We start from the raw sequence: 17,026 nt of genomic DNA, 5'->3' as shown, positions 1-17,026 counted from the left end.
TGCTCGCCGTCAGGAAAGGCGCAACACTTCGCTGGACGCACCCACGCCATGATGCAGACGGGCGGACTGACCGGCATCCTTGCCGGCGAGAAAATCCATGCAGAGACTGCGATCGATCTTCGGGTTCGGCGTCCGATCTCGTGGCTCCAACTCAGGTGAATCCGCTGTCTCCGGGTACTTCAGCTTGATATACGTTGCGATCGCGGCATCATTCTTCGTGTCGGCAAACTCTCCCACCTGGCGCGCGACCGTCGCGACCCAAGCACGACAAAACATGTCGGCTCGCTCGATCTTTCGGCTGCTCGCACAGCGCTTCAATCGCGCCGCGATGTATTCGGCGCGCGCCTTTTTGCATTGTCGAAACAGCACCTCGAATGCGTAAGCGGCAATTTCGGCCGACTGTCCCACGCCGACGAAGCGCCAGTGCCCATTTCTTCGGCTGCTCTCGAAGATGACTGCGCATCCGAACGCCGCGCCAACCGTCCCGACCAACGCCGCTTCCCACAGCGGCGGCCGACGTTTTGCCCCTGCGCCCGTGGCAGCATCGGTAACCGATGCTGCTTCGACCTGATCCTCGTTGATGCTGTGCAGTCGCATGAGCGCACGCGCTTGCCTCAACGCAGCCGCAGCTTCGTGCTCGTTTGAGCTTTTCGACAGCGCAAGGCATTTCCTGATCTTTTCGAAGACTTTCGCCTTGTCGGTGGTCATTCGTCACTCCATCGATAGCTGCGCTCAACGATCGCTTCGCGATCGGATAGCAGGATTCGTGCGGGGATGAGCATTGCCGGCGTCATTTCGAAGAACGGCGTTGGACCGCTGGCTAGTGCCAGGGCGTGGGAATACAGGTGGAATGCCCCGTCAGAAAGGCAGTACGTCGCCACGGTGACGCGAGCGATAAGCAACGGTGAAATGCCGCTCGACATTGGCTCGCTTCCAAAAAAGAGCCGGATGAACGATGCACGTCCATCCGGCAATCCGAGGGCTATACCGGGTCAGCATCCGACGCAGAGTGGGGCCTCAGGCCGGGTGCTTTCCCGCTACGGAAATGCCGGTATAATACAACCGAAAATTCCGTATGATTGTAACGATACATGCAAACAGACAGGGAGTCAAACCATGCAGATCCGCTTGCCTGACCCCGTAGTACAAGAGGTCGTGACTGAAATCGTCGACGCGACTGGCGATGCCGATCTCGCGAAAAATCTCCTTCGTCTTTCAGTCACCGCGCCACATCAGATCTGCGACGCAACCGTAGCGGTCGCCAGTGCGACGCTTCTCGCGAAAACGGCCATGCCGCAGGAACAGGAGAAGTTTCTGAGCGCGATTCGGTATCAGTTGGCCCCCGTTCGTCAGGACCACACGCTCGTTGCACTCGCATTTGCTCTGGTCGACGCTGAAGCAGCCACGACCGACGATGTGTTCCGCGATCGGCGGATCATCTCCGACGCGCTCTTTGAGTCACGTCTTGCGGATATCAAACAACTTCTGCGCCATTGAGGTGACCTCATGAAAAGCCTCCAGCGTCTCCAGCAACACATCCTCGCCACTGATCGCGCGTTCGGCCAAGGCATTGCAATCACGCCGCGAGCGGAAAGATTGCGCGCTGCGTTCCGCCGCGGCGTTGTCGTCGGCGCGACGGCCACCGCAACCCTGATGGGGGCAGCAACTTACGTGAAGGTCGGCCCCGGCTCCTACGACCCGCAGAAGCTGTACCTCGGCGATGCGACCGACAGCCGGGTCATGGCAAGCATCTACGACCACCACCGCAAGCTGATGGCCGCTCGCGAACGTGTTCACGATATCAAGCTCGCGATGATCCAAGGTGAAGGGCCCGAAAGCCTCGAAACGCAGGCCGACCAATTTCGCAAGGCTCGCGCCGACGAACAGCGTATCGCTCACGAATTCGCGCAGCAGACCTACGGCCTTTCCACGGAGCAGATCCGCCATATCGTCGGCGACGACGATTCAGCCCCGGACGACTCGGAAATCGTCGCCCAGGCAACTCCCCGCTTCCGCCCCTGAGAGGCCACCATGCTCGCGCCGCATTCCATCCGCCTCTTCTTCGATCGAGACGATGCCTTCCGCTGCAACGCAGAGGACAGCGCCCAGGTTGACGCGTACATTCGCGCTATGCGCGTTGTACAGCAGCGCACCGGTGCCACACCTCGATCGGCTCTCAGCAACTGCGCGCCTGTCCATATCGAGTCGTTGTCCGGCCCACTCTCGGTCATTCGCGTTTCCGGCGTTCCTCACCAGCAAAACCCTGCGCACGATCCTGTAGCGCTCTCGCCGGCGGAACAAGCGCTTTTCATGAAGCGCGGAGACCACTTCATTCTGAAGACGGAGCGTGAAGGTATCGAGCATGCAGCCTACATCGCGCTCGATTACTCCATTTCGCCGCGGCTCATCACATCGGACCGCCCGATCGTGCTACGCAATCCGATCGACGCCATGATCTCGGATCTCAACGCAACCCGGTTGCTCGAACTGGTACAGCATCGTGAATTGACGGCCGCCGAGCAGTTCATGGCATGTCAGACCATGCCAACGCTCTGGAAGCGTTACGGCGGTGCGCCTGTCGCGGCAATCCTGAATCCGACCGTGCAAGATGCAGCCGAATGCTACGAGTTTGCGCAACACTTCACGGACCCCTACCAGCGCATCCGCTCGATCTCGCAACTGAATTCGGAATGGTCAAGAGTATTCCTCGGTCCGCAGGCTTCCACGCAAGCCCCGGCGGCAGTCAATGACGAGGAAATCACACTGAACGACCTGCCCCTCCCGCTTCCTCTCGAATCCGCAACGCAGCCGGTCGAGCAGCGACCGCGGATGCGCATGTAGTCGTTGGGAAAATCCACGTGAGCACGCCAAAGCAACGTCTCGGCCGCCCGGCTGCCCGTGCGCCGCGAAAGCGCAACGGCGCGCTCACGCGACTACGCGCGCAGATAGACGAGGGACTCTCGCGCATCGTGCCGAAGGCGCTTTGCCGAGCGACACTTGAGACCTATCCGGGGAACGGCGAAGGCGTCCTCTACCGACTTGGAACTCAGCACTATGTGTGGGTCCATTTTTTCGGGAATGCCACGTCCCGCAGCCAGTATCGCGCGATCGTTACGACCGCGAGAAAAGTAGCGCTCCAAGCATCCAAGGAATGCGTGCTGTGTCAAAACGCCGATGACGTCATTGCGGCATTGCTTGCCGAGATTCGCCGGCTTCAGAAAGCTGGCGTAATGTAGCACCCGATATCGAGCGATATCAGATGCTATCATTTGATATCACTCAGCCTCAACCAGGAACTTGTCGCGGTTCCGCGCCTTTGCGATCCAGCCAGGTGCGCGCCCCTTACCGCTCCACGTCGCCCCGGTCTTCGGATCACGATACTTGACCGCAGCGGCCGGCTTCGCACGCGCAGCGCCCTTTGCCGCCCGCTTACGGCCGAATACGTCCTGCGGAGTCAACCCATAAGTGGCTACCTTTTGACGAACGTCTTCGAGCACCTCCGCAATCTCCGCTTCGCGTGCTGCCTTAGCCTCTTCCTGAAGCGATTCGATCTGCGCCTGGATTTCCGTGTAGCTACGACCTGTCATTTTTTTCATTCCTCTTTCAGATGTTTGCCGTGGATTACGCTTTCCACACGGCCAGTTTCGAAGCAGCAAAAAAGCCAATACCGATTCCGTTGCACAGCGCCCCGAGCAGTCGCCAGTGAACGTTGCTGCCGAAGGCGAGCACTGCCGCGCCACCAACCGTCAACGCGACCACAATGAGCAATACCTGGCGCGCCAAGCGCGTTGTTTCAGCCAGTTGCATAGTTTGTTCAATCATCATTTTCTCAAATGCGCAGCCTCAGGCGACGGGTAGGAGCCTCTGCGACGAACCATCCCTGCGTTTCCCGCCATTCGAATACAGTTTCTCCGCCAACCTGAATTGAATCACCCGTTTGCGCAAGCGCGTCGCGCATCGTTGCGCACGGCTTCGCTTCGCCGTCCGTGACAACTTCGATACTCACTTGCCCCGTTGACTGCACATCCGCCCTTCCGAACGGACTGCTCATTTCTCCGAGGCGGTAGTCGAAATCCTTAATTCCGAGGCCATCAGCGGCATTCAGATACCGCTGAACGAGAGCGCTGTACTCCCGGTAGAACGAGTTTCGCAGCGCCAGTTCGCCGAGCGCCGCAAGTTCTTCATCAATGTCGTTGCTCGCCATATGAATGATTCTATTTATGGTCCGGAGATCGAACCTCAGACGCGTGCGGAAGACCGCGAAGCGCATCATCGAAATGTCGTTTGCGCGCCGGATCATGAATGATCTTGCTGATGTACTCGGCGCGGCAACCCCACCATTCCGCCAACGCGCGGTTGGTCCAGCCCTTCGCCGCAATGGTCGCCTTCGCCTCGTCTGTCGTCAGCAAGCGGCCCCGGCCGGCTTCAAATTCCGGCTCTTGCAGTAGACCATGCGTGATCGCACTCGCCTTGGCTTTCGCCCTAACCATCCTTTTCCCCGACCTTGAACAATAGTTCAATGTTAGCTCACAGCCGACCGGCTGCGCACCACTACATCTTCAACTTCGGCGCGTGCTGGTACGTCGTCTGCCAGAACTGTTCGAGTCGATCGATCTTGTCGCTCGCCGCTGCACAGAATTCCTTCATGGCCGCGGGGCCACGATGCTCCAGCCGGCCCACGTCGTCTCGCAACGATGCGAGTCCGTCTGCATACTCCGTCTTGAGCTTCTTCATGATCGACTCCAACACGTCGATCGTCGCGCCTTTGACGAGTCCTCCAGTTCGAGCGGCCTCCAACGACTCGGAGAACGCCTGATAGGAGGCCACAAACGCCTTCGTGACGGGTTTGGTAGAGTCGATCTCACGGCTATCGCCAAGCGCCGCATCGACCGCCTCTCGAAACCCCTGTGCCGCCGCAGCGATGCTCTTTACCCCGTTGTCGACTCGGCCGACGCGGAACATCGCAAGCCGGTTCGCCGGCGACGGGACGCCTGCTTCATGATGAATCATCTGGTCACCTCGCGTTTGATGCACGCACTCGTTGAAGCTGTGCCTCCAGCGCCGGCCGGTCGCCGGATCGCCCAAGAGCAGCGAGGATCTGTCCAAGCAGGACGTCAATATGCTTGCTCTTCTGGAACTGCTGATACTGGAGATCCGCCATGAACGCCGATACGAAAAGCTGTTCGCGCTGGAGCTTCGTCGGGTCGGCCAGCGCGGCGAATTCGATCTGCCAGTACGGATTTCTCCAACGACGCCCCGCCTCGAACTCCATCAGTTCGGACTGGCTCATCGTGCCGGTGCTCTTCGCAACGCTCGAAGCGGTCGCGTTGAAATACTGCGCGGCCGCGTCCGACTGCTTGATGTCTTGAATCAGTTGCGCGCTGCCCGGAAACGGCATGTGCGAAGCGATCTCGTCGTTCATGGCCTTCTGCGCCGAAGACATGTTCGCCTGATACGCCTTCTGCATTGCGATGTACAGCTTGCCGACTTCAGTCGTTGCCTCGGCCTTCGAAATGTTCTCCGGCGGATTGGGATCAATCGACATGCGCGCATACGCGCGCGCGGCCTCCTCCTGATCCTTGGTGAACGTCAGATCGGCGTCCTTGCCCGGCATGCCGGCCCCGGTAAAGAGCGAGTCCGCATTTGCATCAGCATCCGGCATGGAGGATGACGAGCAGCCAGGATACCCAAGCTGCACCTCGACAGCGGTGCAATACTTCGCCTGGTGGATTGCGGTCGAGGCCCGCCGCGACGCTTCGACGGCGGGCGCAGGGCCGTTCAGTGCCTTGTTCAACGGCGCGCTACTCACGCCCGCCCCACCGCCCGGCCGATAGCTCGAAGCGGTCGTATTCGCGCTGTGCGAGGCTTGCATCGCATAGTTGCTGGTCGACGTTGCGCAGGGATCGATAGGCAATTCGGTCTCGCGCGCGACTTGATCCCGCTCTTGTTGCCGCTGCACCTCGAGCGCCATCTCGCGTTGCGTCTTTGCGGCCTGCACGATGCTGTCCGACACCTTCGAGCCGATGCTCGCAACGTCCGTATCGATCTCGTGCAGGATGGTCGAGAGCGATGTTCCGAGAGCCGTAATCGCGCCTACGATCGTCGTGGATGCGACTTGCACTGCCCCGACGACGCAGCCATCACAAACGGCATACGCACTGCTGGACTGCATCAAGGCAGCAGCCGACAAAACTGTCAGAGAAACGATCTTCTTCATTGAAAGAGCCTCGACAAGCTGCCAGTGATGGTAGAAAGGACACCGCCGGACGTAGGCATCGCCTGATTGAGCCCTTCGGAAACCGCACCGGACAACAGACCGCTCGAACCGCCTACCGCGTTCGTCACGCTCTTCTCGATGTTGTCGATCTGCTGTTGCACCGCAGCCTGCGCTTGCGCCATCGCCTGCTGTGTGGTCGCCCTCGCCTTGTCCGCAAGTGATTGACACGACGACTGTTTGATCTTGTTGAATGCCGCATTCAGCAGAACGCTGTTACCCAACCATTGCGTCGGGAACTGCGGAAAGTTCTCCAGGCACGCCGTCTGCAACTGATCGAGCAATTTAAGCTGCTGCAAGTTCGTGTCGATGTTGTTCATGCGCCGTTGCTGCTCCTGCGCTTGAGCGTTCGACATTTGCGTTGACATCGCGCATGTTCCTGCGATCGCCTGCCCCGTGATCGAGGAGACGAGGGCCGCGATTGCGAGCAACCGGGCGGAATGTCGGATCGTCATTGATGGTCTCTCTCAGATATCGGACGGTTGCCATGCCGCGCGCGCACGCTTATCTGGCGCCATCCAACAGTATTCGAAGATCGGGTACAACTCGATGGTTTGACCACGAACCGGCTTGAATACAAGTTCCGCCGCTCGCACCAGGAGCAACAGAATCGGCTGATCCGCGTCGTCCGGGAGAACGACCGACTTACCGAGCAATGCACTTTCGTGCGCAACGATCTCTGCTTTGATCGGCTGGTTGAAAGCGCGCTGACTTCTCGTGCTCGCGACTTCCACGATCAAGGGAAGAAACCCCTCGCGATGGAAAACCTCCGACGCATCGCATTGCTCTCCGCTCAACTCGAAGGTGCATTCAAGCACCTTCTCGTAGTAGCGTGCCAAGGCTCGATGGTGCTCGACCGGTATTCTGAAACCGTCCATATCTCACCGCACAAAGTACATATCGTAGTAATTATACGTATTACGGAGGGCACGACAAAGCGCGTCGGCGACTAGCCTGTTGTTCCCCTTTGTCGTGATCTGCACGCTGGCCCTCGGTGTTCGAGATCGAACGGATCTGCGTGAGCACACGGGCCGGAGCGCCGAGCGTTGCATCGCGCATCGCCTCAAGCGGCACGTCGAGCGCATCGCAGCACAAAGCGAACGTCACCACGCCCCGATCGCCCTTTCCACCTACCCACAGCAGCGCACTCTGACGATCCGCGCGCCTTACTGCCGCCGATGGCGTCCGGTCCAGCGGGTCGGGGTCCGGCCGGGACAGATCCAGCGCGGCAAGTTCAAGCATTTCGACCGCAAGGCTCTTGAAAATCTGCGCAGTTGCCGTCCGCTTCTCGTCTGCCTCGAAAGTCGCACGGCTCACGATTGCACCTCGCCAGCACGCAGCTTTCTCAACACCAACTGATGCACGGCCTCGCCGTCGCCGGCGAACGCAGGAACCAGCGCCGCGGAGTCGGCGACACTCTTTCGCTCGATGTACCGGGCGCTAAAGAACTTCCACTCGTCGGGGGTGAGACTGTCGCGAACGCGCTCAATGAATCGAATGAGATGAGACACCCGGACTCCTATGCCGCCTTCGGACGCGGCGCTATGGATTGAACATCATCGCTCACCGCCTCGGGCGCAAGCTCCTGTCTCGTGAACGCCATCAGGCCGTCGAATGCGGCACGCAACGACTCCCGATCCGCTCCAACTGGATACGGAGCGTTGGAGCAAAGTTCGAACCGTGCCTCTTCCGTTCCGTGGACAAGATAGTCGTCCTGCCACCCTCTCCCGGCGCATTGATCCTGCACATACGCCTCAAAGCCACGGGCAGCCATCTCACGCACGGACGACCAGTACGCCTTCGCCTTCTTCTGGTCGAACTTCTCCGCATCCTTGAAGAACTTGGTGTTGACGACTCGCTTCATGTACTCGGACTGCAACAGCGCATCTCGATCGGTCGCGACTCGATGGATCTCGGGCAATTCCCGGATAGCAGTCGCAATGCGGATGAGCGTCGCTGCAACGGCCTTTTCTTCAGCGCGCCCCAGGCGGGTTTCGGGGCGCATGTTCGACAGCCGCTCCACGAGTGGATGTCGCTCGCCAGGTCGCAGCCGCGGCACCCGGTCTTCGACCACTTCTTGAAACACTTCCTCGGTCATGCGCTCAGCGGCGCTGTGCCGAGCCTGATATGACTGATCCGGCATCAGCACGCCAAGGACGCCCGTCACATGGTTACAGACTTGATATCGCGTGGCTTCGAGGCGAGCCGTCGCGGCCGACCTTGCCTCGTCTTCGGTATATCGACGGATCGTGAGCGCATTTACGCTGTTCACGAGTGGCAGCAGACGCTCGCGAAGGTCGGCAGGAACATAGCCAGCCTGTGCGATCTCATTGAGGCGGGATGCGCCGCGCGTGCGCTGCTGGGTCAGGAAAAGCTCCGATGCAAAGTAGCTATTGCTGGTTTTCGCCTGACACGGAGATACCGCAATCATCTCCCGAACATGCTCACCCAAGTAGTCATCAAGGGCGTGGAAAAACTCGTGGGCGAGCGCTCCGGCCCCCTTCAGTCGCGTGAGATTGATCACCTTCCGCGCCGGTTCGTAGTGTGCGAGCGCCCGGCCGACGCCGCGGGAACCGAACGCAAGGGCAAGCGTACCGCCGAGACTGAGGAAGGTCTTCGGCACACCAAGCACGCGCGCAAGCGTCGAGAGCGAGTCATACGCACGATTGAGAACGTCTTGCCGCTCAATATCCGGTAGCCAGTTCCCGAATTCGCACGCGCGGAATCCGAACGTCTCCAGAAAGTCATCCGGCTTGATATCGCGGCCGCCGCGCTCGTCGGGCGCACCCGTGCGTTTGATGTGATCAAGATGGGGACGCGAAAGGTATTGGTTCGCTTCCTCGTCGTCACGCGAAGCCATAGTCGTTGCACGCTTCTGGTTCGTGCGCGCCTGGCGCTGCTCGATGAAGGCATACAACCCTTCCGAATCCATCTGCGATGGCGACACCCATTGATCGTTGATGTGGAAGCGGTGGCCGTCATACAACGCTTTCGCGCGACGATACCCGCGCTCCGAATCCAGTAAGTAGTTGGACGCGAAGCGCCAACCTCTCGGATCGCTGCTGATGACTTCCTGATATTCGTCGGCCACCCTCCTCGACACGGATCTGTCGCGACGCGTGACCTCGATAATCCCGGCGTCAATGAGACTGCGCTCGAAAGCCGACTCGCCCTCATCCGAAATCAATTGCTCACGTGAGTGCAGCGCGTCCGCGCAGTCTCTGACCTTGGAAACGAAGTCGATGTACGCGTCCGAATGTTCCGGGTTCGTGATTTTTGACTGAATGTCCTTGCGAAGCGCGTTTACGAAGAGCGCAACACGACAATCAATTCCCTCCTCGCGGAATTGATCCAACGACTTGCGCGGCCAGATGTTGTCGCGAGTGACCAACTCCAGCTTCTCGCGGTCGTTCATACCGTCGAGATCGGAACGCGACAGGGCCTTTGCGTAAAAGTCCTTGCGTGCCCCACCGATCTTCTCTCCGGCATCCTCGATACGCGCACGCTGCCGCTCGGCGCTCTTGACCGCGCGCCGGGGTGTCGGCGCAGTCGGCCGCTCTTCCACGTCGGAGTCGTGTCGCTCCTGCCCCTGCTCCGGCAACTCACGGCCGGTCTGGACGGACGCAGATACCGCCTTGGAGACTTCGTCCAACACGGCGAGCCGCCGACGCTGGAACAGGATATGCCCTTCCTTCGTGCGCAACGTCTGACGCAGCGCGACAAGCGCGTCACCCGAATAGGCCACGCCAATGTCGTAGTTCGACAGCGCGTCGATCCCACGAATCCGCAGATCGTTGTACCGCTCGATGTCGTCCGAAAGCTGCTGCTTTGCTGCGTCGGCAAGGGCATCCAGATGACTGCGAGCGCGCTCCCCACCCGCGCGAGGCACGCGGAATTCATCGATGTACCACTGCCTTGTTTTCGAGTCGATCACGCCGTCGTAGCCGGCCGACAACGACTCTTCCGGAAAGCCGGAGATAATCGACGCCACTTCACTCGGAGCGACCTTGGCGCGAATCTCCGCGACGGTTTCTTCGAAGGTCTTGGGCTTCTGCTCAGGCGCTGCCGCGGGATTCGGACTGGCGGAAGGGGAACCGCGCCGGATCAGAGCATCCAGCGGCGTGGCGTCGTCTACGAGATCCAAATCCTCGTAACCGATAAGAAAGTCCGACGTATCCATCTCGGCGATGTCACGTCTTACTTCGAAGCCAGGGAACCAGGCTTGAAGGTCGCTCGTCTTGAACGAGGAGCGATCGCCAAGCCACATTCCAGTACTGACCTGCTCGAAACCGAACGCCGACAGATCACTACGGCTATAGCCGCGAACGACGAGACGGTTGCGGCCGTCAGGCGGGCACTGCGCCGCAATCAGCATCTCAGCCCCGTCGTAACGCGAAAGGTTCACCCACCGCCGTGCCGCCACGATTAGCCCTTAAATGTTTGCCGGAAACGTTGGGATGCCTTATTGGCTTCCACCTCCTGCAATACAGGCTCCAGCTTCTCAGAAGCTGAGTTGAACCAGCGCTGCGCATTGACCATGTTCTCGCGACTCGGCTGCACGCCGATGCTCATATAGCCCGCGAGACGAGCCAGATGGCGGCCAGTCTGTTGCAGATCCCGCACTAGCTCGATGTTGTCGTCCAATGCCATGTGTAAACCTCTAAGTGTGATGCACTTCAATCAGATCTTGTTCAGTATCGGGATCAACCACGAACGTCTCTTCGTCGGGCGTGTCGCGGTCGTCCACAAGGCGCACTTCATCCGCCTCGCGAAAGCTCACACGCAGCGTCCGTAACGCCGCCGCAACGTCAATGGCTTCGCCGGTCAGTGTCCGACGCATCGAGTGCGGCTCCAGAACGAAGTCGGGGTACAACCGACCATGGATGCCCTGAAAGCAGACGAAATCGATTCCCTCGCCGTCGAGAGTGACCGTCGCCATCAGATTGCCATTCAGCCAGGCTTCGAAATCGATCCGCCCCTCGGCCGCAGCCGTTTGCTGCACCAGGGCACGCCGATCCCGACTCGGCGCGAACTCGCTAACCAGAGCCAGCATCTTGACCTTCAGAATTCCGTATAAGCCAGCGGCATCCATCATCAGTCGATCCATTTCGAATGCTTGCACGATGGGAAATTGGAGCACCCGACCACCTTCTTTCCAGAAGGAAGACGCTTACCGACCATGCGACCTTTCCCGCACTTTTCGCACGTCTCGCCATGCCCCGGCAACGTCTCATCAATTTCCGGTCGCGGCTTGTCCTCTGCCGCCTTGATTCCCAAGCGGTCCAGATCAAACTTCACTCCCTTGAGAGCCTCGACAAGCTTCGTCGCGTTTCCGCGAATCATCGCGTCGAACTGCTGACGCGTCATCTTCCCTTGCTCGATCAGGCCAAGCGCCATTTCCCACTTTGCCGTTGTAACCGGATCGGAAAGCTCCCGCGGCAGACGCTGGATTAATTCAATGCCAAGGTCGGTCGGCTCAAGGTAGCCGCCCTTCCCGCGGACAACGTACTTGCGCTGCCTCAGGGTCTCGATGATCGCGTCGCGCGTCCGATCAGTGCCTATGCCCTTTGTGTCCCGGAGAACCTTCCGATCAGCCTCGTTGCTCACGAATCGGTGAATATTGGTCATGGCTGTGATCAACGTCCCGTCATTAAAGCGCTTCGGTGGCGTCGTCTCGGTCTCGCGCAGTCGCGCGACACCGCCCGTTAACTTTTGACCGACCTGATAGGACATAGGCACCATCCGCCCTTATTGATGCGCGCCCGTCGCTTGCGCGACCGCGTCCAGCATCGCTGCTCGGGTGATCTGTTCGTCGTCGCCATCGGCGGCCGAAGCGTCCGACTGGCCTTCGCCGCTTTTCTTCGGACGCACCACGCGCGCGCTCGTGAAGCCCAACTTTGCGTGCAGCGCGGCATCGCATGCATCCGTCACCCACACAGGGACCGGTTGCGCGCCGGCAATGTTGTTGAGGTCTTCGTCAACGGGATTGAAGATCACCGTATCGAAGAAAACTTCACCGCCGTCGCCGCGCGTGTTCACGACGTTGCCGATCGCGACAGGGAAAAAGCCGATTTCGCCAGTACGCGGATGAACCTTCCGGGTGGTCAGCGAAATGTACTTTGCGCCGGTCAGCGCACCGCCATCGTCCTTGCGCTCGTTCACAAACGCGAAAACCGGAATCCGCCCGTCGCCGAGTCCCAGGTCGATGTGCCCGGTCAGGACAGCCTTACTGTCCGGCTTGCTGGACGGCACGAACACGGCCGTCTCGAACCACTTCTCGCCGCGCTGCACGACTGCGCGCAGGACGGGCTTTACTTTTTCAGCCACACCAGCAGTGCTCATGATCGCTCCACCAAGGAAAAGATGAGTAATGGCAACGCGCATTCCACGATATCGGCGACTAAAACATTTCCGTAGCCTTGTAACGATACGCACAATTGCTTAACCAATAATATTCCGTTTCCCTGTTGTTGTCCAGTCGCCACACTTCTGGTAAGCCCGCCAGTCGTGCGTTTGCGCCCGATGCTCGTGTGTCCAACTTAGGCAGACGGTTAGTTGCATAGGATGCGCTCTTGACTCCCGTAATTACTCACCTTTCGACCACGTAATCAGCAGCGCTTGCGTGGTCATATAAACTGACCTAGAGTGCAGGGCTAATACCCAAAGACACTACCCTCATGACGAAGCTGGAGCCGTTCCCCAAGGGCGATGTTCGTCGTCTGCTCGCGCTTGCGCTCGCAATCGCCGAGGACAAGCGTGCAACGCTGACGACCCTTTCCGCGCGAACCGGCCACCACAAGCAGACGATTCAAGACGATGTTGAAAAGCTTCGCGATCAACTCGGCATCGCTATCGAGAAAGATGGGCCTGTCTATCGCCTTGTCTCGTGGGGACCAGTCATCAAGCAAACCGGTCTTCGAAAGTTCTTGCTAGGTCAGTTAAACTGACCTAGCATTTTGTCATTGATGTGTACGGAGACTTTCGATGACAACTCTCGTTCAGGTCGCACCCGGCGTTTTTTTCGCAGCCGAGGTGCTCAATCCCAAGTGGGGACAATCATTCCTGGCAGCAGAGCGGCCTACGAAACGCCACGGGATCGAGAGCGGCGCGGACCATACCCAAGAAAACCACGATCAGGATGTCAGTAGGGAGGACCGAGGCGAACAAATGGCGCTCCTCTGAGGCCAGAGCACGCAGTCACCCTTCCAGAATGGCATCGATCTTCGCCATCCACTGCTCCGCATCCTGCGCGCCAAACATATGCACGTCGAATAGCGGTGTTTGCGGATTCGCGATCGCGATGCTGATGCGGTTGTTGATCTTGGTCCCGTTTTTGTCGAGCCAATTCCATGTCCGCGTCCGAACATCGCCGTAACTGAATGTGTGCGTTGAGTCCCATCTGACAAACGCTACCTCCCGACGCGAGTCATCGAAAAGCACGCTCACGCCCCCGCGCGTGAGGGCGTGACTGGCGCGAAAGCCCTTTCGGCCAAGATCGAGAATGCGGTGGTCCGTCTGCGCCTTTCGCCGCGACGATTGCCTGAAACCAGCGACGAGGAATGCAACAATAGCCGCCGGTATTACGATCCACAGAAGCAATTCCATTTACGTAAGCCCTCTCATTGATTCTTATCTGTCCCCGTTAACGGCAGGCGAGGCAGATCCTTGATAGCCGCGTCTACTCCTTGCCCAACGGCGGCACCGCCTGAAGATGAGGCACGGGCCGCGCCGAAGGCACCGCACGCAACAACTCACCGTAATACGGTGCAGCAAATCGCGCGTCGCCGGCATCGACCACGGGGAACATGCCAGCAGCAAAGTGCTGGCCGGCCTTATAGGCAACCGGCAATCCGAACGACAGTGCGCAGAGCACTGCGACAACCGCCACGACCAGCCCCGCAGTAGACAGCACTCTCCCAACGCCATTGGCGACCATCCTGCCGACGCCGGACGGCTGAGACGGCTGAGACGGCTGCAAGCCGGCATCGAACCGATCGGACTCTTCCGGCAATTCGACCACGGGAATCGCGGGCTGCGTGATGCCCAGACTTACCTTCACTGCGTCCTGAATGCGACCGATCAAGGCCAGGGCTTCCGACTCGGTGAGATCCTCGGCGAGGGTTCCCCCCTTGCGTCCGGAATCCTCGCCGTCAGTGGCCACTACACAAAACACCTTTTCTTCGATGTCACCGCTTGCCTTGTGTGCGGCCCGGATCGAGAGACGCTTGACCGCGTTCCCCCACGAGTCCGGTTTCCAGTTATACGTAGCCAACGATCGGTCGCCAGAGATGACGATCTCGTCTTTCGTTGCGTCCACACGCAACGGCGTTCTTTCTGCGCGCGGACCCGGTCGCCGGTCGTCGGCGTCACGAAGCATCACCGCCTGCTCGCCCCGCCCATGCTCCGCCGCCGTCAGCAATGCCTCGTCGCGCATGATCTTTGCAGATGTCAAAAGAAAGGGCGCTTGATCGGTCTCCTGAAGCCGGACCCCCACTGCGTCCAAGGCGCTCAGCATTTCGTCCCGCATAACCTCTCCGAATCCATCCTCGAGGTAACGACGCGCACGCTGCTCAGCATCCTCTCTGTTCCACGGCGACAGTGACGCCTCTTTGCGCAACACAATGGCCTCAGCCAACACCTCGGCAAGCAACTCGGGCACGGTCGCCGCAGTTTCCGCTTTGGCGAAAAAGTACCCTAGCTCTCGCGCGGCATCCTGAACGGCCTCCAGAAGCTCCCCATAATGGCTCGCGAGGACACGCGAATGCACCTGTTCAGCGAGATCCAGTTGCGTGACATCGACTGCTTGCTCCGACAATTCCATATAGCCTCCTTTGCTTTCTTCCACTGCTTCGACTACCGCTCCAAGGACGCGCACGCTTCGGCTGCTGCAGGGCAAATCAACAACATGCCCCTGCCTCGGGATGGTTTGATCGCCAGGCCAACCACGTGTGCCGGATAGCGCAATGCGAAGAACCCTTGCCTCACCGATACGTATCCCGTCGCAACCGCGGTGATGACGTTCCATGTACGACGCACCTTGAATGACAACGACCTCGCTCGCCAAAGCGCTATTTTTTCCTCTTGCGACTCACATGAGCCGACGAGTTGATCATCAACATTTCCCACGCGAGTCTCCTTCTGCCTTTGGGCAATGGTGCGGCTGCGCAGCCTCAACGCGGACAACATCGCCAGCAGCGATCCGATCTAGAATCGTTCTCTCCGCTCTACGAATCTCGGTCACTGTAGCGGTCTCTAGCTGATGATCGTGAACCTCCAGGGCCGGGCCTATCGCGCGATACGCCTCTTCGTTGACACACCATCGGCCACCCAGTCGCCCTTCGGCCCCAACGCGCGCCAGGCATTCTTGGGCGAGGCGGATACAGGCCGCCTGCTCGTTACTGAAACCAAGCTCGCAGAGCACGAGAGCGAGATTCAACGCATAGGCAAGCTGATTCATGCCCGTGTCTGTCCCCCGCCCGATTCGCATCTCCTCGAGAGCAAGGTGATACGCCAACTCGACCTTCATGGCATGACCAGGCGGAACGAGAAGACGATCTCCGAAAAGGCGCAGGAAAGTGGTCGGATCTCGCCTGGATTGCCGAACTCGATTACCGCGCTTCCGCATGCCCCCTCCATTCAGTACCGAAACGCTCGAACCAGCGTCCGCACAGCGCCCCGCGCGAGCCGTTCGTTGGGCCAACGCTCCCGCGTCCTCCCTTCTTCGACGAGCGGCGCAACAAGGCCATACACACTGCTGATCGGGCTCGACGGGCCGAGACCTAGTTGCCACATCGGAACAGGACCGACCGAGAGTCTTTGCCCGCCCGGCCGGGGCGTCGGCAACCCAATCGCAACGGCTTTCACTTGGTTAGGTAGCGCCGGAAAGGGATCTACGCCGGTGACGTGCGTCAGTTCCGCGATCGAGATGACCGCGTATGCCTCTCCGGGCTGATTGACCGTTACGTATGCAGCGGCACCGCGTTGCGGGTCGTAGATCGCCTTCCACACATGCGTAGGAACCTCGACGCCTCTGCCGATAGACGCACGCGGACCGATGAATGCAGGACCGGTCACCACATAGAGATCGCCGTCATACTTTGCGAGGGCACGCGTCGCGATTTCGATGCCTTGCCACAGATGTCGATTGTTGTCAGGTGACTGTGGGACCATGTTCGCCAGGGAAAAACTTTCGAACTGCGAACGTTCGTCCGGCATATCACCACTCGGCGACATGTGACCTTCATCCCTTCCCGAGCCAAGATAGTCCTCGCGCTCCGCGCGATCGCGCGGACTGATCGCGGCCTCGGAATGGAACACATCGACTCGTCTCTGCCGGTGTGCCGCCTCGACAGAGGCGCGCGTCAGATGCTCCGCCGACCAGATCGCGGTTCGGCTCACACCAGACTCCGCAACTGAGTAGAAGGCGAAGCACATTTGATGCCCCCGCTCGGCGAGATCGGCCCGTTGAAGATCCGGGGCCTGTCCGCCGGCGAAGAACTGCGGACAGTTCGTAGGTGACGCGCCGGCCACACCGGACAGCAGTGCAAACAGCACCGCGCTAGCACTCATGCGACATGCCTTCATTTCGATACCGGCTTTCGTTCGCCGGCCTCCATTCCAGAATCCAAACACTGCGCAGACTTCATTGTCGATTCTCAATTTGCTCAATTGCGGCGTCGCTGTAGCGCTTGGCAACGATGCGCGCGATGGCATGCGTCACCTTCGGCACGGATGCGTTGCACGTCCCGCGCA

Annotated in this window: 26 protein-coding genes; 6 read left to right on the top strand and 20 right to left on the bottom strand. The window is 59.6% G+C overall.

The window, feature by feature from the left end:
• Nucleotides 1-9: 9 nt before the first annotated feature.
• Together F3J14_RS04005 and F3J14_RS04000 are read right to left on the bottom strand one after the other, a co-directional pair.
• A complete protein-coding gene (locus F3J14_RS04005; protein ID WP_166721885.1) occupies nt 10-708 on the bottom strand; it encodes a DUF2786 domain-containing protein in 699 nt (232 codons plus the stop codon).
• Nucleotides 705-923 carry a hypothetical protein gene (locus F3J14_RS04000; protein WP_166721884.1) on the bottom strand — a complete coding sequence of 73 codons (219 nt, stop codon included), beginning with the start codon at nt 921-923 and terminating at the stop codon, nt 705-707. The genes F3J14_RS04005 and F3J14_RS04000 overlap by 4 nt, the downstream gene beginning before the upstream one ends.
• A gap of 193 nt (nt 924-1,116) precedes the next feature.
• Between F3J14_RS04000 and F3J14_RS03995 the strand changes: the two genes are divergently transcribed.
• Genes F3J14_RS03995 through F3J14_RS03980 form a run of 4 tightly spaced genes read left to right on the top strand, consistent with a single transcriptional unit; the run spans nt 1,117 to nt 3,236 of the window.
• A complete protein-coding gene (locus F3J14_RS03995; RefSeq protein WP_166721883.1) occupies nt 1,117-1,497 on the top strand; it encodes a hypothetical protein in 381 nt (126 codons plus the stop codon).
• A 9-nt stretch (nt 1,498-1,506) separates the two neighbouring features.
• Nucleotides 1,507-2,022, top strand: coding sequence for a hypothetical protein (locus F3J14_RS03990; RefSeq protein WP_166721882.1), 516 nt, complete (start codon nt 1,507-1,509; stop codon nt 2,020-2,022).
• Between the two features lie 9 nt (nt 2,023-2,031).
• Entirely contained in the window at nt 2,032-2,841 is an 810-nt protein-coding gene (locus F3J14_RS03985; RefSeq protein WP_166721881.1) for a hypothetical protein, read from the top strand.
• 17 nt (nt 2,842-2,858) lie between these two features.
• Nucleotides 2,859-3,236 (top strand): hypothetical protein, encoded by a 378-nt coding sequence (locus F3J14_RS03980; RefSeq protein ID WP_166721880.1) that lies wholly within the window; start codon nt 2,859-2,861, stop codon nt 3,234-3,236.
• A 39-nt stretch (nt 3,237-3,275) separates the two neighbouring features.
• On the opposite strand, the gene F3J14_RS03975 is transcribed toward F3J14_RS03980, so the two are convergent.
• The 15 genes from F3J14_RS03975 to F3J14_RS03905 form a co-directional block, all read right to left on the bottom strand.
• Entirely contained in the window at nt 3,276-3,587 is a 312-nt protein-coding gene (locus F3J14_RS03975) for an H-NS histone family protein (protein WP_166722001.1), read from the bottom strand.
• A gap of 34 nt (nt 3,588-3,621) precedes the next feature.
• Nucleotides 3,622-3,822 carry a hypothetical protein gene (locus F3J14_RS03970; RefSeq protein ID WP_166721879.1) on the bottom strand — a complete coding sequence of 67 codons (201 nt, stop codon included), beginning with the start codon at nt 3,820-3,822 and terminating at the stop codon, nt 3,622-3,624.
• Nucleotides 3,823-3,829: 7 nt separating this feature from the next.
• Nucleotides 3,830-4,204 carry a hypothetical protein gene (locus F3J14_RS03965; protein WP_166721878.1) on the bottom strand — a complete coding sequence of 125 codons (375 nt, stop codon included), beginning with the start codon at nt 4,202-4,204 and terminating at the stop codon, nt 3,830-3,832.
• Nucleotides 4,205-4,214: 10 nt separating this feature from the next.
• Entirely contained in the window at nt 4,215-4,490 is a 276-nt protein-coding gene (locus tag F3J14_RS03960; protein ID WP_166721877.1) for a hypothetical protein, read from the bottom strand.
• A 61-nt stretch (nt 4,491-4,551) separates the two neighbouring features.
• Entirely contained in the window at nt 4,552-5,010 is a 459-nt protein-coding gene (locus tag F3J14_RS03955; RefSeq protein WP_166721876.1) for a hypothetical protein, read from the bottom strand.
• Nucleotides 5,011-5,014: 4 nt separating this feature from the next.
• Nucleotides 5,015-6,217, bottom strand: coding sequence for a conjugal transfer protein TraW (traW, locus tag F3J14_RS03950; protein WP_166721875.1), 1,203 nt, complete (start codon nt 6,215-6,217; stop codon nt 5,015-5,017).
• Nucleotides 6,214-6,729 carry a hypothetical protein gene (locus tag F3J14_RS03945; protein WP_166721874.1) on the bottom strand — a complete coding sequence of 172 codons (516 nt, stop codon included), beginning with the start codon at nt 6,727-6,729 and terminating at the stop codon, nt 6,214-6,216. The genes traW and F3J14_RS03945 overlap by 4 nt, the downstream gene beginning before the upstream one ends.
• A 12-nt stretch (nt 6,730-6,741) precedes the next feature.
• Nucleotides 6,742-7,113 (bottom strand): hypothetical protein, encoded by a 372-nt coding sequence (locus tag F3J14_RS03940; protein ID WP_166721873.1) that lies wholly within the window; start codon nt 7,111-7,113, stop codon nt 6,742-6,744.
• Between the two features lie 79 nt (nt 7,114-7,192).
• Nucleotides 7,193-7,591, bottom strand: a complete 399-nt coding sequence (locus F3J14_RS03935) for a hypothetical protein (protein ID WP_166721872.1) — start codon at nt 7,589-7,591, stop codon at nt 7,193-7,195.
• Nucleotides 7,588-7,785: a hypothetical protein gene (locus F3J14_RS03930; RefSeq protein ID WP_166721871.1), complete on the bottom strand. Its 198-nt coding sequence runs from the start codon at nt 7,783-7,785 to the stop codon at nt 7,588-7,590. The genes F3J14_RS03935 and F3J14_RS03930 overlap by 4 nt, the downstream gene beginning before the upstream one ends.
• Before the next feature lie 8 nt (nt 7,786-7,793).
• Nucleotides 7,794-10,649, bottom strand: coding sequence for an LPD1 domain-containing protein (locus F3J14_RS03925; protein WP_166721870.1), 2,856 nt, complete (start codon nt 10,647-10,649; stop codon nt 7,794-7,796).
• Between the two features lie 50 nt (nt 10,650-10,699).
• The gene (locus F3J14_RS03920; RefSeq protein WP_166721869.1) at nt 10,700-10,924 is read right to left on the bottom strand and encodes a hypothetical protein; all 225 of its coding nucleotides are present in this window, start codon (nt 10,922-10,924) and stop codon (nt 10,700-10,702) included.
• A 10-nt stretch (nt 10,925-10,934) separates the two neighbouring features.
• The gene (locus tag F3J14_RS03915) at nt 10,935-11,381 is read right to left on the bottom strand and encodes a hypothetical protein (protein WP_166721868.1); all 447 of its coding nucleotides are present in this window, start codon (nt 11,379-11,381) and stop codon (nt 10,935-10,937) included.
• Nucleotides 11,369-12,007, bottom strand: a complete 639-nt coding sequence (locus tag F3J14_RS03910; protein WP_166721867.1) for a DNA topoisomerase — start codon at nt 12,005-12,007, stop codon at nt 11,369-11,371. Before F3J14_RS03910 ends, F3J14_RS03915 begins: the two co-directional genes overlap by 13 nt.
• 15 nt (nt 12,008-12,022) lie before the next feature.
• Nucleotides 12,023-12,658 (bottom strand): hypothetical protein, encoded by a 636-nt coding sequence (locus F3J14_RS03905; RefSeq protein ID WP_166721866.1) that lies wholly within the window; start codon nt 12,656-12,658, stop codon nt 12,023-12,025.
• A gap of 293 nt (nt 12,659-12,951) precedes the next feature.
• On the opposite strand from F3J14_RS03905, the gene F3J14_RS03900 reads away from it, so the two are divergent.
• Nucleotides 12,952-13,221 carry a helix-turn-helix domain-containing protein gene (locus F3J14_RS03900; protein ID WP_166721865.1) on the top strand — a complete coding sequence of 90 codons (270 nt, stop codon included), beginning with the start codon at nt 12,952-12,954 and terminating at the stop codon, nt 13,219-13,221.
• 37 nt (nt 13,222-13,258) lie between these two features.
• Nucleotides 13,259-13,456, top strand: a complete 198-nt coding sequence (locus F3J14_RS03895) for a hypothetical protein (RefSeq protein ID WP_166721864.1) — start codon at nt 13,259-13,261, stop codon at nt 13,454-13,456.
• 15 nt (nt 13,457-13,471) lie between these two features.
• Here F3J14_RS03895 and F3J14_RS03890 read toward each other — a convergent pair whose 3' ends face one another.
• The 3 genes from F3J14_RS03890 to F3J14_RS03880 form a co-directional block, all read right to left on the bottom strand.
• On the bottom strand, nt 13,472-13,879 hold the full coding sequence (locus F3J14_RS03890; RefSeq protein WP_166721863.1) for a hypothetical protein: 408 nt from the start codon (nt 13,877-13,879) through the stop codon (nt 13,472-13,474).
• A gap of 73 nt (nt 13,880-13,952) precedes the next feature.
• On the bottom strand, nt 13,953-15,299 hold the full coding sequence (locus F3J14_RS03885) for a hypothetical protein (protein ID WP_166721862.1): 1,347 nt from the start codon (nt 15,297-15,299) through the stop codon (nt 13,953-13,955).
• Nucleotides 15,300-15,910: 611 nt separating this feature from the next.
• A complete protein-coding gene (locus F3J14_RS03880) occupies nt 15,911-16,843 on the bottom strand; it encodes a DNA/RNA non-specific endonuclease (protein ID WP_166721861.1) in 933 nt (310 codons plus the stop codon).
• Nucleotides 16,844-17,026 lie beyond the last annotated feature (183 nt).

This window comes from Burkholderia sp. Tr-862 (assembly GCF_011753085.1).
GTDB classification, from domain to species: domain Bacteria; phylum Pseudomonadota; class Gammaproteobacteria; order Burkholderiales; family Burkholderiaceae; genus Burkholderia; species Burkholderia ambifaria.
The sequence above is the reverse complement of the archived record's forward strand: the minus strand, read 5'-3'. Positions and strand labels throughout refer to the sequence as shown.

Coding starts and splice junctions, on each gene's coding strand:
- F3J14_RS04005 (WP_166721885.1), bottom strand. CDS start 708: ATGACCACCGACAAGGCGAAAGTCTTCGAAAAGATCAGGAAATGCCTT.
- F3J14_RS04000 (WP_166721884.1), bottom strand. CDS start 923: ATGTCGAGCGGCATTTCACCGTTGCTTATCGCTCGCGTCACCGTGGCG.
- F3J14_RS03995 (WP_166721883.1), top strand. CDS start 1,117: ATGCAGATCCGCTTGCCTGACCCCGTAGTACAAGAGGTCGTGACTGAA.
- F3J14_RS03990 (WP_166721882.1), top strand. CDS start 1,507: ATGAAAAGCCTCCAGCGTCTCCAGCAACACATCCTCGCCACTGATCGC.
- F3J14_RS03985 (WP_166721881.1), top strand. CDS start 2,032: ATGCTCGCGCCGCATTCCATCCGCCTCTTCTTCGATCGAGACGATGCC.
- F3J14_RS03975 (WP_166722001.1), bottom strand. CDS start 3,587: ATGACAGGTCGTAGCTACACGGAAATCCAGGCGCAGATCGAATCGCTT.
- F3J14_RS03970 (WP_166721879.1), bottom strand. CDS start 3,822: ATGATTGAACAAACTATGCAACTGGCTGAAACAACGCGCTTGGCGCGC.
- F3J14_RS03965 (WP_166721878.1), bottom strand. CDS start 4,204: ATGGCGAGCAACGACATTGATGAAGAACTTGCGGCGCTCGGCGAACTG.
- F3J14_RS03960 (WP_166721877.1), bottom strand. CDS start 4,490: ATGGTTAGGGCGAAAGCCAAGGCGAGTGCGATCACGCATGGTCTACTG.
- F3J14_RS03955 (WP_166721876.1), bottom strand. CDS start 5,010: ATGATTCATCATGAAGCAGGCGTCCCGTCGCCGGCGAACCGGCTTGCG.
- traW (WP_166721875.1), bottom strand. CDS start 6,217: ATGAAGAAGATCGTTTCTCTGACAGTTTTGTCGGCTGCTGCCTTGATG.
- F3J14_RS03945 (WP_166721874.1), bottom strand. CDS start 6,729: ATGACGATCCGACATTCCGCCCGGTTGCTCGCAATCGCGGCCCTCGTC.
- F3J14_RS03925 (WP_166721870.1), bottom strand. CDS start 10,649: ATGCTGATTGCGGCGCAGTGCCCGCCTGACGGCCGCAACCGTCTCGTC.
- F3J14_RS03920 (WP_166721869.1), bottom strand. CDS start 10,924: ATGGCATTGGACGACAACATCGAGCTAGTGCGGGATCTGCAACAGACT.
- F3J14_RS03915 (WP_166721868.1), bottom strand. CDS start 11,381: ATGGATCGACTGATGATGGATGCCGCTGGCTTATACGGAATTCTGAAG.
- F3J14_RS03910 (WP_166721867.1), bottom strand. CDS start 12,007: ATGTCCTATCAGGTCGGTCAAAAGTTAACGGGCGGTGTCGCGCGACTG.
- F3J14_RS03905 (WP_166721866.1), bottom strand. CDS start 12,658: ATGCGCGTTGCCATTACTCATCTTTTCCTTGGTGGAGCGATCATGAGC.
- F3J14_RS03900 (WP_166721865.1), top strand. CDS start 12,952: ATGACGAAGCTGGAGCCGTTCCCCAAGGGCGATGTTCGTCGTCTGCTC.
- F3J14_RS03895 (WP_166721864.1), top strand. CDS start 13,259: ATGACAACTCTCGTTCAGGTCGCACCCGGCGTTTTTTTCGCAGCCGAG.
- F3J14_RS03890 (WP_166721863.1), bottom strand. CDS start 13,879: ATGGAATTGCTTCTGTGGATCGTAATACCGGCGGCTATTGTTGCATTC.
- F3J14_RS03885 (WP_166721862.1), bottom strand. CDS start 15,299: ATGGAACGTCATCACCGCGGTTGCGACGGGATACGTATCGGTGAGGCA.
- F3J14_RS03880 (WP_166721861.1), bottom strand. CDS start 16,843: ATGAGTGCTAGCGCGGTGCTGTTTGCACTGCTGTCCGGTGTGGCCGGC.